Consider the following 15,410-nt stretch of genomic DNA (forward strand, 5'->3'; position numbering starts at 1 on the left):
AGGTCACGAGCTGGGATAGGCACCCTGCATGAGCGACACCTATGATCCCCCTCAAACGCCGCTGGATGTGTTGCATGAAGATGCGCAGCTGATCGTGGTGAACAAGCCTTCGGGCTTGCTTTCGGTTCCGGGGCGGGGCGCGCATCTGTCAGATTGTCTGTTGACCCGGGTGCAGGATGCATTTCCACAAGCACTGCTGGTGCACCGGTTGGACCGGGATACGTCCGGTGTCATGGTCTTTGCCCAAACGCCGCACGCGCAGCGCAACCTGAGCATGCAATTCGAGCAGCGTCAGACCCGCAAAACCTATGTCGCCCGTGTCTGGGGGCAGCTGGAACCCAAGACCGGTACCGTTGACCTGCCTCTGATCGTGGACTGGCCCAACCGGCCCAGACAGATGGTTTGTCATGGGACGGGCAAACCTGCCGTGACGGACTGGCGCGTTGTGAAGACCGAAGGCGATACGACGCGTGTGCGTCTGTTTCCCAAAACGGGCCGGTCTCATCAGCTTCGCGTTCACATGCAGGCGCTGGGCCACCCGATCCTGGGCGATCCATTCTATGCGTCAGGCGATGCGCTGGACTTCCCCAGATTGATGCTGCATTCAGAAGAGCTGCGCCTGAAGCACCCGGAAGGTGGGGTTTCGATGAAGTTTCGGGCCCGGCCCGAGTTCTGATTTCAGGCCGTGCTGGTCCAGAGCATCTTCAGATTTCCCAGCGAAAAACGTCTTGATCGTTTCTTTGAAACAGGTTGCTTGCACTGCCGGGCCATGGCGATTTCGCGCTCGATCTCGAAGGCGCGCAGGGTGTGGTCCTGAGACCATTGCCCCAGCCTGAGTGTCATCATGACGTGGGTGTCGAGGTAAGGCATTTTTCGTGCTCCTTTTTTTTGTTGCCATTCCAATCTGGCCCATTACTCCTGACACCTTCTTGTCAGTGGGGTGTGCTAGGGTGTCAGCATGTTGACAGGAGGATGCCATGCGCCGTTCGACCCGATTGTTTGAAATCATCCAGATCCTGCGGGCTGCGGGCACTCCGGTCACGGCAGAGGCACTGGCCGCAAGGTTGGAGGTGTCCGTGCGCACGGTCTATCGGGACATTGCCGAGTTACAGGCGCAACGGACGCCCATCGAAGGAGAGGCCGGTATTGGGTACGTGATGCGACGCGGCTACGATTTGCCGCCGCTCAATTTCGATGCAGAAGAAGTTGAGGCTTTGTGGGTTGGCCTGTCCCTTCTTGCACGTACCGGCGACAGCCACCTGCAAAGGGCCGCCAACCGGATATGCCAGAAGATAGACGCGCTGCATTGTCCTGCAGACTGGCTACAGGTGGCGCCATGGGGTGCCCCGGCGGACGATCCGGAAAAGGGTTGTGTATCGATCGCACATTACCGCGAGGCCATTCGGGCAGAACGGAAAATTCGTATCACCTATGAAGATGGCGAAGGCGAACGCACGGCCCGGGTCGTGCGTCCTCTGGCGCTGATCTACCACATCGAATGCACGATGCTGGCAGGCTGGTGTGAACTGCGCAACGGCTTTCGCCATTTCCGCACCGACCGTATCTGGTCCAGCGAATGCACGGAAGAAAGCTTTTCAGGACAGAGCAGGTCGTTGCGCGATCTCTGGCAGGAACAGCAGAATACAGAAACGCTCGTTGAATCGGTGTGAATACGTGTTTGGCGGGTATTCGCCTACTTCACCGCATTGTTGCTTGAGCCACCAAGCCTGCACAGTGATATACTGAGGAAAACGAAGCATGCCCGAATAACGGGTGCTGGAGCAGAAGGTGATATCATGACGATTTCCAAGTTTTTCGTGGCCACAGGCTTGTGTTCAGCCCTTGTGTTGGCGGCCTGTACCGATCCGGCCACGCTGACAGTACAAAACGATCCGAACCAGAACGCCAAACAGGGCGCCGTATTGGGTGGTCTGGTTGGCGCTGGTATCGGGGCGATTGCCAATAACTCGAACCCGGGTCTTGGTGCGCTGGCCGGTGCTGCAATCGGTGCTGCCGGGGGCGGTGTGATTGGCAATCAACTGGACAAGCAGGCCGCGGAGCTGCGTCAACAGCTGGCAAATGACGGAATTACAATCGTCAACGCAGGCGATCGCCTGATTGTGACGGTCCCGAATGATATCACCTTTGACACCGACAGTTCGACCGTGCGCCCGGCGCTGCGGTCTGATCTGGTGAAAGTGGGCCAGAACCTGGTCAACTACCCGAACTCGAACGTGCAGATCATCGGTCACACCGACAGCGACGGAGACGCAACCTACAATCAGGGCCTATCAGAGCGTCGCGCAAATGCCGTGGCCGATATTCTTCAGGCCAATGGTGTCAGCTACAACCGTATTCGCACGATCGGGCAGGGCGAAAACAACCCTGTCGCCTCCAACCTCACGCCGGAAGGAAAATCGCAAAACCGGCGTGTCGAGATTGTCGTGGTGCCCAGCGGAAACGCGTAACCACTGCGTACTGTGAACAGCGGGGTCGCCCTTTGGGCGGCCCCGTTCGCGCATTGACTGTGCGTCAAATGGGGTTTGGATCAGGGTGAACTCGGTCTAACTTGCGACAAACACAGAAACGGAGCTTTCCCGATGTCCCAACCGACCCTTCTTGGCCTGTCCGGGTCCCTGCGCCAGAACGCGACCAACCGTAAGCTTCTGCGCGAGGCGGCACGGTTGTTCGATCCGGTGAGCTTTGTTGAAGCGGATTTGAACCTGCCCCTCTACGATGGTGATCTGGAAGGCGAAGAAGGGATTCCCGAGACGGTTCAGACGCTGGCCAATCAGATCGCGCAAGCCGATGCGGTGATCATTTCGACACCTGAGTACAACAAGGGTCCATCAGGCGTTCTGAAGAACGCGCTGGATTGGGTCAGCCGTACGCAAGGCAATCCATGGGCCGACAAACCGGTTGCGGTAATGTCGGCGGCCGCTGGTCGTGCAGGCGGGGAACGGGCGCAGATGATCCTGCGGGCCTGTATGGTTCCCTTTCAGCCGCGCATCCAGCAGGGGCCCGAAATCCATCTGGCGAACAGTTCGAGTGAGTTCGACGATCAGGGGAAGCTGCGTTCGGATCGATACGAAAAGCCTTTGCATGAATTGATGCAGAAACTTCGGGCCGAGGCCGGTTTCTGAGCGCGGGTCAGACAAATGACGCAAGAGCGACAGACCGATCTCTTGGACCCGGCCCGAGCGGCCGCATTTCAGGTGGCGCTGGGCGCTGTGCCTACGATCGCCAGTGGTTCGGATTTGCCGCCCTTCTTCCATCAGCTTTATTTCTGGATCGCGCAACCGGCTGCCGCATTGGGCAGGGATGGGCATCCCAAGGTTGGGGGCCTGATCCCGGATATGGGGTTGCCGCGCAGAATGTGGGCCGGGGGGCGGTTGACCTTTCACGCACCATTGGTCGCAGGGATCACCGCCGAAAAGAAATCGGTTCTTGAAAGTCAAGGCACCAAGGTGGGGCGGTCCGGCCCGTTGGGCTTTGTCACTTTACGGCACGAGATCTGGCAGAACGGTCAGTTGCGCCTGACAGAGTGGCAGGATCTTGTCTATCGCGAAGATCCTGCGCCGGATGCTGAAATGCCTCAACCGCCCAGAGCGCGCACCGATGAAACTGATGTCCGCGAAGTCGGGTTCGATTCAACGTTGTTGTTCCGCTACTCGGCTCTGACCTTCAATGGCCACCGTATTCACTATGATCTGGACTATGCGCGCGATGTGGAAGGATACGGCGGGCTGGTCGTGCACGGGCCGCTATTGGCGCAACTTCTGATGCTGTTCGCGGTCGACCTGAGCGGTCCGCTTGCATCGTTTTCGTTCCGTGCGACTTCACCGTTGATGCATTTCGAAACTGCCCAGTTGTGCCGGAGAAATGAAAAGATGTGGGTGCGCGGCCCTGACGGGCGGCAATGCATGCAGGCCGTCGTACAGTCACAGTGAGGCTTCGGGCCGGAACTCATCAGGGATCGTATCCCGGTCTTCCAGCATAAGATCGGCCATGACCTCGGCGATTTTGGGGGCCATGCCGAACCCGATTTTGAACCCGCCATTGGCGATGAACTGACCATGATGCAGTGGATGTGCCCCCAACATCGGTGCACGGCTTTTGCTGCGTGGGCGCACTCCGGCCCAGCGTTCGATCACCTCGGCCCCATGCAACAGAGGCAGCGCACGCGTGGCGCGGTCGATCACATCATCCAGCGACTCGTCCGTGCTGGTTGGGTCATCGTAGTCCCGTTCCGAGGTTGATCCTATCGCAAGTGTTCCGTCAGCATGAGGCACAATGTGAACCGTGTCGGCGAATAGTTGCGGCACTTCTCCCGCGTCGAAGCGCAACAGGGCGGCTTGTCCTTTGACACCGTTCCCTATGGTCTTGCCGTAGGCTGTGTTCAGTTCCTGTAATCCTGCAATGCCGGTAGCGTGGACAATTTGTCCCTTGTTGTCATCGCCATCTCTGACAACCTGGACGCCCATGACTTCGAGAGCAGCGACAAGAGCGGCGCAGGCCCGCCTTGGGTGTATCCGTGCCGTCAACGTATCCCGGATGACAAAACCTGTGGGGCTGGGCGGGCACCATGAACCCGCTTGGGCCGTGGTGACGACACGCCATTCCGCGCGGCCTTGCCAAAGCTCATCTGCGGTGCCTGCGCGTTGGCGGGCCAATTCCAGGCCACGCGTGTCCGGGATTGGTTGAAGACGGCCCAGCCGGCCGTAGCCGGGAGAAACCCCGCCGGTGTATTCGACCTGTCGCCAGAACGGTTCAGCCATAATCAGGCTGTCGAACTGAAAAGCTTTCTTGGCGTTCCAGTTTTCCGGCACATGCGGGGCCAACGCGCCGACCAGACCTCCGCTGGACCCCGCGCCCGGTCCGAACGGATCGACAACCTGCACGTTTGCGCCGCGTCGCGCACAAATCCAGGCGATGGACAGGCCGAAAATTCCTGCGCCGCGAACCGTCACATCGACCATTGCCAATTTCCTTTACGTTGTTCAGTGTCGCGCCGCTTAGGTACAGGATTCCCCGATGGCAGACCAGCGCGCCAAATTGACGTGGACCGAAGATCAGATCCCGGTCTCGGATTGCTTCGACGACCCTTATTATTCGTTGCAGAACGGGCTGGAAGAGACGCGCCATGTGTTTCTGGCGGGAAATGATTTGCCTGCGCGGTTTACGCCAGGGTTTCACATTGCCGAGTTGGGTTTTGGCACCGGCCTGAACCTGCTGACGGCCTGGTCAGAATGGGAGGCATCCGGCCAGAAAGGGCCATTGCGTTTTACCAGTTTCGAAGCCTTTCCCATGGCCGCGGAAGACATGCAACGTGCGCTTGAGTCCTTTCCTGAATTGCATCCGTGGAGCAGCCGGTTTCTGGCGCATTGGACGGGGCGCACATGTACATTGGAGTCGCTTCAGTTTGAGGTGGTGATCGGCGACGCGCGCGAGACATTGCCGAACTGGGAGGGTATGGCAGATGCCTGGTTTCTCGACGGCTTTTCACCGGCCAAGAACCCTGAATTGTGGGGCGCGGACCTGATGCAGGAAGTGGCAAACCACACTGCCACGGGGGGGACGGCGGCCACGTATACGGCCGCTGGTTTTGTGCGCCGGGGGCTTGAGGGTGCCGGTTTCAACGTTACCCGCACGCCCGGCTATGGCCGCAAGCGGCACATGACGCGGGCACACAAGGCATGACCCAGAAGAACAATGTAGGCGCGGGCATCGTCTTGATGGTGGGCGCGACGATTGTCTTCGCCCTGCAGGACGGTATCTCGCGCCATCTGGCCGGAACCTACAACACCTACATGGTGGTCATGATCCGCTATTGGTTCTTTGCGGCTTTCGTCATCGCTCTGGCTGCGCGGGCCCCAGGTGGGTTAAAGGCGGCAACAAAGACCAATCAGTTGGTTTTGCAGATTGTGCGGGGCGTGTTGCTGGCTGCCGAAATATGCATCGCGGTGTTCGGGTTTACGGTCCTTGGCCTGATCGACAGTATGGCCGTCTTCATTTGCTATCCTTTGCTTGTCGCCGCGCTGAGCGGGCCGGTTCTGGGTGAAAATGTCGGATGGCGGCGGTGGGTCGCGATCGGCGTAGGATGCATCGGAGTTCTGATCATTCTGCAACCGGGTGCCGGGGTCTTTAACCCGTGGGCTGTCATACCTTTGATCTCTGCGTTTCTGTTTGCGATCTATGGTCTTTTGACGCGATATGTTGCCCGTAAGGACAGCGCGGCGACCAGCTTTTTCTGGACCGGTGTCGCCGGTGCCGTGGCGATGACCGTGTTTGGCATGTGGTTCTGGGAGCCGATGGCGCGCGGCGATTGGCTCTGGATGGCGCTGCTTTGCGTCAGTGGGGTATTCGGGCACTGGTTGCTGATCAAGTGTTATGAGATGGCCGAAGCCAGTGCGGTTCAACCCTTTGCATATTTCCACCTGGTTTGGAGCGCGATCCTGGGAATTTCGATCTTTGGCGAAACGTTGCGCCCCGAAGTCATGGCGGGCGCAACCATCGTCGTGGCCGCAGGCCTGTTCACCTTATGGCGCGAACGCCGCCAGAGATGAACCGATCAGTTCCTGCGAAAAAGGAATCGGAAGGGCGGCCTGCCCCAGGCGGGCACGGTAGACAGGCAGGCTTTCGGTCACGCGCATAACGTAGTTCCGCGTTTCGCTGAACGGGATCGTCTCGATCCAGTCGACGATATCAACCTCGCCAGCGCGCGGATCACCATAGCGTTCCATCCACGAGATCGGTCGTCTTGGCCCGGCGTTATACCCCGCGGCCATCATCACCACGTTGCCGTTGAAATCGGCCGCCAGACCGGAAAGGTAGTTGGCCCCAAGCTTTGCGTTGTATTTCCAGTCGGTGGTCAAACGCCCGGTTTGATGGCCGCCGAGAATGCCCAACTCACCTGCAACCAGCTTGGCCGTGGCGGGCATTACTTGCATCAGACCGCGCGCTCCTGCACCGCTGACAACAACCGGGTCGAACTCGCTTTCGCGGCGCGCGATGGCCAGTGTCATTTCCTTTGCCATAGGCAATCGCATATCGGCCACCGGGTGAACCGGGTAATAGGCCGCAGGAAGGACAGTACCGTTGGTCGCCGCCCGTTTGGCGATCATTACGGCCAGATGCGGTTGTTGCAGTTCAATCACCAGATCGCCCAGCTGACTGGCCTGCACTGGATCAAGGCCTTCGACCAGATGGGTCAGGAACCTTTCGGACAGGGTTGCTTCTCCGGCTTTCAGCAGTAGCAACCCGGCCTCTAAAACGCTGGAATCGGCAAACTCCGCCTGCCGCCAATGCGGTGCGCGACGCGGATTGGCAAGTTCCGAATCAAAGGGCCGCCCGATCCGTTCCGCAGCCAGCAGGCCGTAGAATGAGGTCTGGTAATCAGCCCCAATCGCGTAGGCGTCATACGCCTTTTCCGCGTCACCCAGTTCCGCGTAGGCGCGCCCAAGCCAATAGCCACCACGCCCTTTTGAAATCGGAGATTTGACCGCGTCCAAAAAATTCTGGAAATGGCGAACGGCCGTGGCTGGATCATTCAGCTTTCGAAGAGCCAGAAACCCGGCCAGCCACTCAAGATCGGCATAGCCGTATCCCATCTCAGGGGTCATGTGATGATTGGCGGCCACATCATATGCGCGCGCCGCACGGCCTGATCGCATCTCCAGCCGGGCAAGCCGGCGTCGTCCTTCGGCCCATTTGTCGGGCTCACCCAAGGCGTCAGGCCCGGTTGAACGCGCCAGCATCAGATCGACGGCGCTGTCATCCAGCTCTTTCTTGTCGCGCCAGACAAAACGGTCGAATGCCAGCCCCGGCGCATCTGCCAGAGACTTCGGAACTGCCGACACCTTGGTGTCCACGCCGGGTTGGCGTTTCTGCAACGCTATGCGCGCTTCTGCCAGTTTACGTTCGTCCGAACTGACCAAAGGCAACATCTGCCCGGCGCTCACAAGATGACCGTCCCACAACATTCTGTCCAACCGCGCTGCGTGATGCGGTTTCAGCAATGTGGCAAAGTTCTCCAGATAGCTCCTTTGCAGGCCCGAGCCCATTGGCATGGTGCGCCAGGCTGTCACAATGTCAGCCTCCGCCTCTCCGGTGCGTCCCTTGGCTTTCAGGGCAACGGCATAGTTCAATGCGCCCTCTGCTGTCTGAGGCGGCATGTCGGCGTAGAATTTCAAAACCCTGTCCGGATCGGCTCCGGTGAAAACAGGCTCGCTCTTGCGGCGCAGCCATGCCAGCCCGGGCCAGTCCGGGCGACGTTCAAGAAACACCAGTACGTCGCCAGAGCTGCCGAAGCCTTCGCGCAGCCAGTGCCAGACGATGATATCGCGCGATACGGAACCCCGCTGGCCGGATACGCGCAATGCGGCGTTCCAGTCGCCTTTGCGCATCTCGTTGAGCCCGGCGCGTAAATCAGCCGAAGCGTCTGCCTGCGCAGAGTGCGGTGCTGTCACCAAATACAGAATCACAGCAGTCAACAGTGCCAGAAAGCGTGTCATCCCTTGCATTTCCCAACCAACCGAGGATAGAGCCTGTGAGGATAAACCGTGTGTCGCCGGGATCAACTCACAAAGCTGGAAACGTGAGAGACCGCGGCGCAAAAACAGCAAAATGCACCTTGAAGGAGCGTGTCATGTTCAAAGGCTCGATGCCAGCCCTCGTCACCCCGTTCAACAACGGCGAGTTGGACTTGAAGACGCTCAAACATTTTGTGGATTGGCAGATATCCGAAGGTTCGACCGGGCTGGTGCCTGTCGGAACCACCGGCGAAAGTCCGACGCTCAGCCACGAAGAGCATGAAACGGTAATCGAAGAGGTTGTCAAAACGGCCGCGGGCCGCGTTCCGGTCATTGCCGGTGCCGGGTCGAACAACACGGTCGAAGCTGTCCGCTTCGTTCAATTCGCTGAAAAAGTCGGGGCGGATGCCGCGCTGGTCGTTACACCGTATTACAACAAACCGACTCAGCGCGGTCTGATCGCGCATTTCGAGGCTCTGCATGCGGCCGCGGACATCCCGATCATCATCTACAACATTCCGGGCCGTTCAGTCATTGATATGACGCCTGCCACAATGGGTGAACTGGCCAAGCTTCCCCGTATCGTCGGGGTCAAGGATGCAACGGGCGACCTGGCCCGTGTCAGCCAGCAGCGCGCTGCCTGTGGCGCAGATTTCTGCCAACTGTCCGGCGAAGACGCCACGGCCCTTGGGTTCAATGCCCATGGTGGTGTTGGCTGCATCTCGGTGACTGCAAACGTGGCACCCAAGCTCTGCGCCGAATTCCAGCAGGCCACGCTGGCTGGAGATTATGCAAAAGCGTTGGAGTATCAGGACAAACTGATGCCGCTGCATGAGGCGATCTTCATCGAGCCGGGTCTTGTCGGTGCCAAATATGCGCTCAGTAAACTGGGCCTTTGCAGCACCGAAGTCCGCTCCCCCCTGACTGAACTGGAAGACAGCACCAAGGATGCAATTGAGGCCGCAATGGCCCATGCTGGCCTGATCTGACTGGTTTTTCAGAATACGACGAAGGGCGGCCTCGAACCTTGAGCGCCGCCCTTTTTTCGATGTATCCAGACTTCATCTGGCTAAAAATGTCCCGGGGGAGTCGCGGCTTGCCGCGATGGGGGCAGAGCCCCTCTACCGTTTCCCGTAGTAGAGCCCGACGACATGTTCGGCCTGCGCAAAAAACAACCAGCGCGACGTTGCCACGCCTGCCAGGTGGGATGCCACAGCCAACAGGGCGAAGACGTGATTGAACGGCAATAGCAGAAGCAAAACCGGCAGTACAAAGGCCAGAACAAACGAGATTACCCGCAGTTTCTCTGCGTGTTTGCGACCCACCACGTGAACAAACTCCCGCAGTAGATAATTGGTTCCGGTATGCGGCGGCTCAAAGGCGCGGACGGAGCCGCGTGCGCCAAGCCCGGTGGCTGTTCCCAGATCCGTTCCCGATGATGCAAACGCCTGATCCCCCTTGCGCCAGTACAGGATCTGCACCAGCGCCGCGATCAGCAGCAGAGGTAGAGCTGCGCTTGTCTGACCAGCCAGCAATGCACCGCCGGCCAGGCTGAAGCTGAGGAACATGGCGGGTGTCAGGTTCATATTCCAGCGTGGGATGGTCTTGAGCTGCGTGTAGATCATCGAGGTCGTGAACACTGTGGCCAGCGACAGCACTGCGCCGATCCAACCCAGAAAACTCCAGCGTTGGTCAAGAAACACCACGCCAATCGCATAGAGTCCCATGATGACCAGCGCGAGTACGGCACACCAACCTTCACGGCTGAGCCAGCTGGTTTTCCATTGAGTGAAGGCCTTTAAGGCCCGTTCCGGATGGCCGAGGTGGAACGTCGAGGCCAAAAGCCCGCCGACGGCCAGACCATAGGCAATGGCGAAGAACACAAAAGCTATCCAACCCGAGACAGCCGGAAACCCCAGGCCAAGGAAGAACAGCAGTCCAAATCCCAGACCTGACAGGGTGGTGAACAGGATGACGGAGGGTGCGGGATGCATCAGAGTTTCTCCAACGTCTTGTCGAGCCAGCCGAGGAACCCTTTGGGCTCGTCGGCGATGGGTGCCAGCAGGGGGGCCAGTATGTCGATCTGGTCTTCCACTGTGTCCTTGGGGCGCGGGGGCAGGTATTTGTTGACGGGTTTGGTGCCCATTTCCGGCATCAAATCCATGCCGCCTCGTTCTGCAACCAGCTGGCTGACATCGCTGTCAGGGTCGCCCAGATCGCCAAAGTGCCTTGCGCCCGCAGGGCAGGTGCGAACACAGGAGGGGATACGGTCGACTTCTGGGAGGTTCTCGTTGTAGATGCGGTCAACACAAAGTGTGCATTTCTTCATCACGCCTTCGGCCATATCCAGTTCCCGCGCACCGTAGGGGCAGGACCAGGCGCACAGGCCGCATCCGATACAATCGATTTCATTGACCAACACGATGCCATCCTCGACCCGCTTGTAGCTGGCTCCGGTGGGGCAAACGGTAACGCAGGGCGCGTCTTCGCAATGCAGGCAGGATTTTGGGAAGTGGATCAGCTGGGCGTGCCCATCGGCAGGTTGCACTTCGTAGGAATGCACGCGGTTGAGGAAGGTGCCCGAAGGGTTTGCACCGTAGGCGTCCTGATCCGAAAGCGGGGCCCCGTAGTTTTCAGTGTTCCAGCCTTTACAGGAAACAACGCAGGCGTGGCAGCCAACACAGGTGTCCAGGTCGATGACCAGACCCATCTTGCGGTCGGTGGAGTTTGGTAGCTGGGTCATGTCAGTGAACCTCTGCTGTGGGGGGCAGGTGAGGGGGTCGGCCCCCTCTTGAGCCTGCGGCTCAATTCACCCCCGGGATATTTTTGGCCAGATGAAGTGCGGATCCGGGTCATTTGCCCACCTTCCAGACCAGGTTCTCAGGGCCGGTTCCGACCGGAGATTGGATCGGGTCGAAATTCGGCTGGCTTTGCGCATCGGCGGGCGCGTCGGTTTTTTCGATTTTAACCTTCAGGTCGAACCATGCCGCCTGACCTGTGATCGGGTCCGAGTTGGCCCAGCGCATTCCATCTTCTTTGGACGGCAGCAATTCGTGAATCAGGTGGTTGAGCAGGAAACCTTTGGTCGCCTCCGGCGCGTCGTTCTGCAAGGCCCAGGCACCTTTGCGTTTGCCGATTGCGTTCCACGTCCAGACCGTGTTGTCGTTCAGCGCGGCCATCTCCATCACAGGCACGGTGATCTCACCATGGGGGGAACTGACTTTTGCCCAGTCTCCGTCTTGCAGGTTGTGTTCTCGCATCAGTTTGGTCGGGACATAAAGCGGGTTGTGCCCGTGCAACTGGCGCAGCCAAGCGTTCTGTGTACCCCAACTGTGATACATGGCCATTGGGCGTTGGGTCAGGGCGTTGACGGTGAACCCTTCATTGCCCTGCTGGTCGGTTTCGTACCAGATCGGCAGCGGATCCATGGTGTCCTTGATGCGCTGGCGCAGGTGCTCGGGCGGCTGGCGGTCTCCGTGACCTTCGGCAGCCAGCTGGAAACGGCGCATCGGTTCGGAATAGAGCTGGAACAGATAGGGCTGAGGGCTGTCATAGATGCCCATCCCCACGGCCCAGTCCTGATACGCGGTGTTCCACGGCTTGTAGTAATCCGCGCCTTTCGGGATATGCGCCACATAAAACCCGCCGTTTTCGATATACTGGTTCAGCTGGTTCGGATTGACTTCGCCGCGGCCTTCCTTGTCGCCATCCGGCCCCCGGAAGCCGGCCAGCGGGCCGATGCCGGGGCGTCGTTCGTGGTTGACGATGTAATCTGCGTAGTCTTTCCACTTTGGGCTGCCGTCTTCATTCGTGAAACCCGGCAAGCTCATGCGGTTGGCCAGTTCGATCAGAACCGACTGGAAGCCACGCACGTCGCGGTCGGGTTCGACCACCGGCCAGCGGATGGAATCTGCTGCGGCGTCGGCCTCGCAGATCGGGCGGTCCAGCAGAGAGATACAGTCGTGCCGCTCTAGATAGGTGGCGTCGGGCAGGATCAAGTCGGCATAAGCCACCATTTCCGAAGAATAGGCATCGGAGTAAATGATGCGCGGGATGATGTAATTGCCGTCTTCGGTTTTGGCCGTCAGCATCTCCATCACACCTTTGGTGTTCATGGATGAGTTCCACGACATGTTCGCCATATACATGAACAGCGTGTCGATCTTGTAGGGATCACCGGCAGCCGCGTTCGAGATCACCATATGCATCAACCCGTGCACGGACATCGGGTTTTCCCAGGTAAATGCCTTGTCGATGCGCTGAGGTGTACCGCAGTCGTCCAGCAGCAGGTCTTCGGGACCCCGTGGAAAGCCCAGATGCGGGCCGTTCAGCGGGCGTCCTGGTCGCCTGTCGCCATGGGGGGTCGGGTGCGCTTCAACTGGTTTGGGGTAGGGTGGCTTGAAGCGGAAACCGCCTGGCACCTCGACTGTTCCCAGCAGGATCTGAAGCACGTGCAGAGCGCGGCAGGTCTGGAATCCGTTGGCATGGGCCGAAATGCCCCGCATGGCGTGGAAGCTGACGGGACGACCAGTCATCTTGGTGTGCTTTTCACCCCGAAAATCAACCCATTCCTGATCCAGTTCGATCGCTTCGTCAAAGGCGACCCGGGCGATTTCGGCGGCAATAGCCCGGATACGTTGGGCGGGGATGCCACAGCGATCGGCCACCGCCTCGGGCGCGTGTTCGTCGCTGAGGTATTTCTCGGCCATCAGGTGGAAAACGGGACGGTGCGTCACACCGTCCTTGTCATAGGTCGCCGACAGGTCCGGGCGCACGCCGGGCTTGTCGAATGCGGTTGGCTTGCCCGTTTTGCGATCAATAACCAGCGGCTTGCCGTCCTCGTCGCGCAGGAACAGACCCTTTTCCGCACCCTCGCTAGCGTTCAACAGAACCGGCGCATTGGTATAGCGGCTCAGGTAATCCAGATCGATCTTGCCGGCTTTCATCAGCACGTGGATCAGCGACAAAATGAACAGCCCATCCGTTCCGGGTGTGATGCCGACCCAGTCATCGGCAACAGCGTTATAGCCCGAGCGGATAGGATTCACGCCGATCATCCGTGCGCCGCGTGCCTTGATCTTGCCAATCCCCATTTTTATCGGGTTGCTGTCGTGATCCTCGGCCACGCCAAAGAGCATGAACAGTTTGGTGTGATCCCAATCGGGCTGACCAAACTCCCAAAACGCGCCACCCATCGTGTAAATACCGCCGGCGGCCATGTTGACCGAGCAGAAGCCGCCATGGGCTGCATAGTTCGGAGTGCCGAAATTCTGGGCCCAGAAACTGGTGAAGCTCTGACTCTGGTCGCGGCCAGTGAAGAAGGCCAGCTTTTGCGGTGCGGTTTCATGCAGTTCGTTCAGCCAGCCAACAGCAGTGCTGAGCGCCTCGTCCCACTCGATTTCGCGAAATTCACCCGAGCCGCGTGGGCCGACACGCTTGAGCGGTTTGCGCAGGCGAGAGGGGGCGTTGACCTGCATAATCCCGGCAGAGCCCTTGGCACACAGCACACCCTTGTTGACCGGGTGGTCTCGGTTTCCTTCAATATAGGCAACCTTGCCGTCTTTCATGTGAACGTTGATGCCGCAGCGGCAGGCGCACATATAACAGGTGGTTTTGCGGACCTCGTCCGAAACTTTCGGAGACGTTTCAAGGATCGGCTGCTGATGGGTCATTGGCGGGTCCTGTCGGTTGTGTCGGGAGGACTGTGTCACTTTCCTTCCGGTTTGAGAACATCGTTCTGGAAACGACGCGAGTTCTGGGCTTTATTCCCTGATAGCTTGCAGTGCGGTCACGGCGATCATCTGGGTCACATCTTCGGCGCTGCATCCGCGGGACAGGTCGTTGGCAGGCTGGGCCAGCCCCTGCAAAACCGGGCCGATCGCGGCGTAGCCACCCAGCCTTTGAGTGATCTTGTAGCCGATATTGCCGGCGTCGAGATTGGGAAAGACCATCACGTTGGCCTGACCGGCGACCGAAGATCCGGGCGATTTGCGATCCCCGACCGAGGGCACGAAGGCCGCGTCGAACTGAAGCTCGCCATCGACCTCGAGATCCGGGGAAATCTGGCGCAGTGTTTCGGTGGCTTCGATCACCTTGTCTACATCGGGATGGCTTGCGCTGCCCTTGGTCGAGAAGCTGAGCATGGCGATTTTGGGGTCAACCCGCAGCAGTGCCCGCGCCGACTTGGCCGAGGCGACGGCAATTTTGCTCAACTCGTCAGCGCTGGGATCGATGACCAGACCGCAGTCCGAATAGAGCATTGCCCGCGCTCCGGGCTTTGCGTTTTCCGGCGGGTACATCAGGAAAAAGGACGATACCATTCCTGCATCCGGGGCCATGCCGATCACCTGAATGGCCGCGCGTACAATGTCTCCGGTCGTGTGAACGGCACCACCTACGGTTCCGGTGGCCCGCCCGCTGCGTACCAGCATGGCGGCATAGACAGGCGGTGTTTCAACGGCGGCACGGGCCTTGGTTGGATCGACGCCCTTGTGTTGGCGCAGTTCAAAATAGGTTTGGGCAAATTCCTCGGTCAAGTCCGAGGTCGCCGGGTCGTGAACCATGACACTCTCAGAGGGAGCGGCATTCTGGTTTTTGAGGGCGGCTTCGACTTCGGTTTGTGGGCCGACCAGAATGACATCAGCCAGCCCGGTCTGCTGGGCGGCCAGCGCCCCCGCAACAACGCGGGGATCACTGCCTTCGCATAAAGAAATCACAGGGCGGGAGGCCGGGGCGTTCTGACGCAACAGCTCAATGGGTGTCATTGTCATACGCTCTGGCCTCGTCCTTTGATCAAGCTTCCTGATCTTTCATTTCGTCGGCTGAGATTCCGGCGACTGCGACGGGTTTTTTCATTGCGTCGCGGCGGAAGGGTTCGCC

At 59.3% G+C, this 15,410-nt stretch carries 15 protein-coding genes; 8 read left to right on the plus strand and 7 right to left on the minus strand.

Translation table 11 applies throughout. The features are described 5' to 3' along the window. Nucleotides 1–28 precede the first annotated feature (28 nt). Nucleotides 29–676, plus strand: coding sequence for an RluA family pseudouridine synthase (locus AC2FEB_RS18020; RefSeq protein WP_496675554.1), 648 nt, complete (start codon nucleotides 29–31; stop codon nucleotides 674–676). A 2-nt stretch (nucleotides 677–678) separates the two neighbouring features. Here AC2FEB_RS18020 and AC2FEB_RS18025 read toward each other — a convergent pair whose 3' ends face one another. After that, a complete protein-coding gene (locus tag AC2FEB_RS18025) occupies nucleotides 679–870 on the minus strand; it encodes a hypothetical protein (RefSeq protein WP_170345624.1) in 192 nt (63 codons plus the stop codon). Nucleotides 871–977: 107 nt separating this feature from the next. On the opposite strand from AC2FEB_RS18025, the gene AC2FEB_RS18030 reads away from it, so the two are divergent. The 4 genes from AC2FEB_RS18030 (at nucleotide 978) to AC2FEB_RS18045 (ending at nucleotide 3,950) form a co-directional block, all read left to right on the plus strand. Further along, nucleotides 978–1,670, plus strand: a complete 693-nt coding sequence (locus AC2FEB_RS18030; protein WP_496675557.1) for a helix-turn-helix transcriptional regulator — start codon at nucleotides 978–980, stop codon at nucleotides 1,668–1,670. A 126-nt stretch (nucleotides 1,671–1,796) separates the two neighbouring features. Beyond that, a complete protein-coding gene (locus AC2FEB_RS18035; RefSeq protein ID WP_117872101.1) occupies nucleotides 1,797–2,468 on the plus strand; it encodes a YiaD family glycine zipper/OmpA-like lipoprotein in 672 nt (223 codons plus the stop codon). Between the two features lie 132 nt (nucleotides 2,469–2,600). Next, complete coding sequence (locus AC2FEB_RS18040) at nucleotides 2,601–3,143, plus strand: NADPH-dependent FMN reductase (RefSeq protein WP_496675560.1); 543 nt, start codon at nucleotides 2,601–2,603, stop codon at nucleotides 3,141–3,143. A 15-nt stretch (nucleotides 3,144–3,158) separates the two neighbouring features. Then, nucleotides 3,159–3,950 carry an HTD2 family dehydratase gene (locus tag AC2FEB_RS18045; protein WP_496675562.1) on the plus strand — a complete coding sequence of 264 codons (792 nt, stop codon included), beginning with the start codon at nucleotides 3,159–3,161 and terminating at the stop codon, nucleotides 3,948–3,950. Here AC2FEB_RS18045 and AC2FEB_RS18050 read toward each other — a convergent pair. Next, a complete protein-coding gene (locus AC2FEB_RS18050; protein WP_496675563.1) occupies nucleotides 3,942–4,979 on the minus strand; it encodes an NAD(P)/FAD-dependent oxidoreductase in 1,038 nt (345 codons plus the stop codon). The genes AC2FEB_RS18045 and AC2FEB_RS18050 overlap by 9 nt on opposite strands. Before the next feature lie 55 nt (nucleotides 4,980–5,034). On the opposite strand from AC2FEB_RS18050, the gene mnmC2 reads away from it, so the two are divergent. Together mnmC2 and AC2FEB_RS18060 are read left to right on the plus strand one after the other, a co-directional pair. Next, nucleotides 5,035–5,700, plus strand: coding sequence for a tRNA (5-methylaminomethyl-2-thiouridine)(34)-methyltransferase MnmC2 (gene mnmC2 / locus AC2FEB_RS18055; protein ID WP_496675566.1), 666 nt, complete (start codon nucleotides 5,035–5,037; stop codon nucleotides 5,698–5,700). Then, nucleotides 5,697–6,566 (plus strand): DMT family transporter, encoded by an 870-nt coding sequence (locus AC2FEB_RS18060; protein WP_496675569.1) that lies wholly within the window; start codon nucleotides 5,697–5,699, stop codon nucleotides 6,564–6,566. Before mnmC2 ends, AC2FEB_RS18060 begins: the two co-directional genes overlap by 4 nt. Here the strand turns inward: AC2FEB_RS18060 and AC2FEB_RS18065 are convergent. Continuing rightward, nucleotides 6,540–8,513, minus strand: a complete 1,974-nt coding sequence (locus AC2FEB_RS18065; protein WP_496675571.1) for a lytic transglycosylase domain-containing protein — start codon at nucleotides 8,511–8,513, stop codon at nucleotides 6,540–6,542. The genes AC2FEB_RS18060 and AC2FEB_RS18065 overlap by 27 nt on opposite strands. 134 nt (nucleotides 8,514–8,647) lie before the next feature. Here AC2FEB_RS18065 and dapA point away from each other — a divergent pair, with 134 nt between their 5' ends. Then, nucleotides 8,648–9,520: a 4-hydroxy-tetrahydrodipicolinate synthase gene (gene dapA, locus AC2FEB_RS18070; RefSeq protein ID WP_117872116.1), complete on the plus strand. Its 873-nt coding sequence runs from the start codon at nucleotides 8,648–8,650 to the stop codon at nucleotides 9,518–9,520. 132 nt (nucleotides 9,521–9,652) lie between these two features. Here dapA and AC2FEB_RS18075 read toward each other — a convergent pair whose 3' ends face one another. The 4 genes from AC2FEB_RS18075 to pta form a co-directional block, all read right to left on the minus strand. Further along, nucleotides 9,653–10,525, minus strand: a complete 873-nt coding sequence (locus AC2FEB_RS18075; protein WP_117872118.1) for a dimethyl sulfoxide reductase anchor subunit family protein — start codon at nucleotides 10,523–10,525, stop codon at nucleotides 9,653–9,655. Further along, on the minus strand, nucleotides 10,525–11,274 hold the full coding sequence (locus AC2FEB_RS18080) for a 4Fe-4S dicluster domain-containing protein (RefSeq protein WP_117872120.1): 750 nt from the start codon (nucleotides 11,272–11,274) through the stop codon (nucleotides 10,525–10,527). The genes AC2FEB_RS18075 and AC2FEB_RS18080 overlap by 1 nt, the downstream gene beginning before the upstream one ends. Nucleotides 11,275–11,383: 109 nt before the next feature. Continuing rightward, complete coding sequence (locus AC2FEB_RS18085; RefSeq protein ID WP_496675574.1) at nucleotides 11,384–14,203, minus strand: molybdopterin oxidoreductase family protein; 2,820 nt, start codon at nucleotides 14,201–14,203, stop codon at nucleotides 11,384–11,386. A gap of 90 nt (nucleotides 14,204–14,293) precedes the next feature. Further along, nucleotides 14,294–15,301: a phosphate acetyltransferase gene (gene pta / locus AC2FEB_RS18090; protein ID WP_496675576.1), complete on the minus strand. Its 1,008-nt coding sequence runs from the start codon at nucleotides 15,299–15,301 to the stop codon at nucleotides 14,294–14,296. Between the last annotated feature and the right edge of the window lie 109 nt (nucleotides 15,302–15,410).

It is taken from the genome of Ruegeria sp. YTSC106 (genome assembly GCF_059609765.1).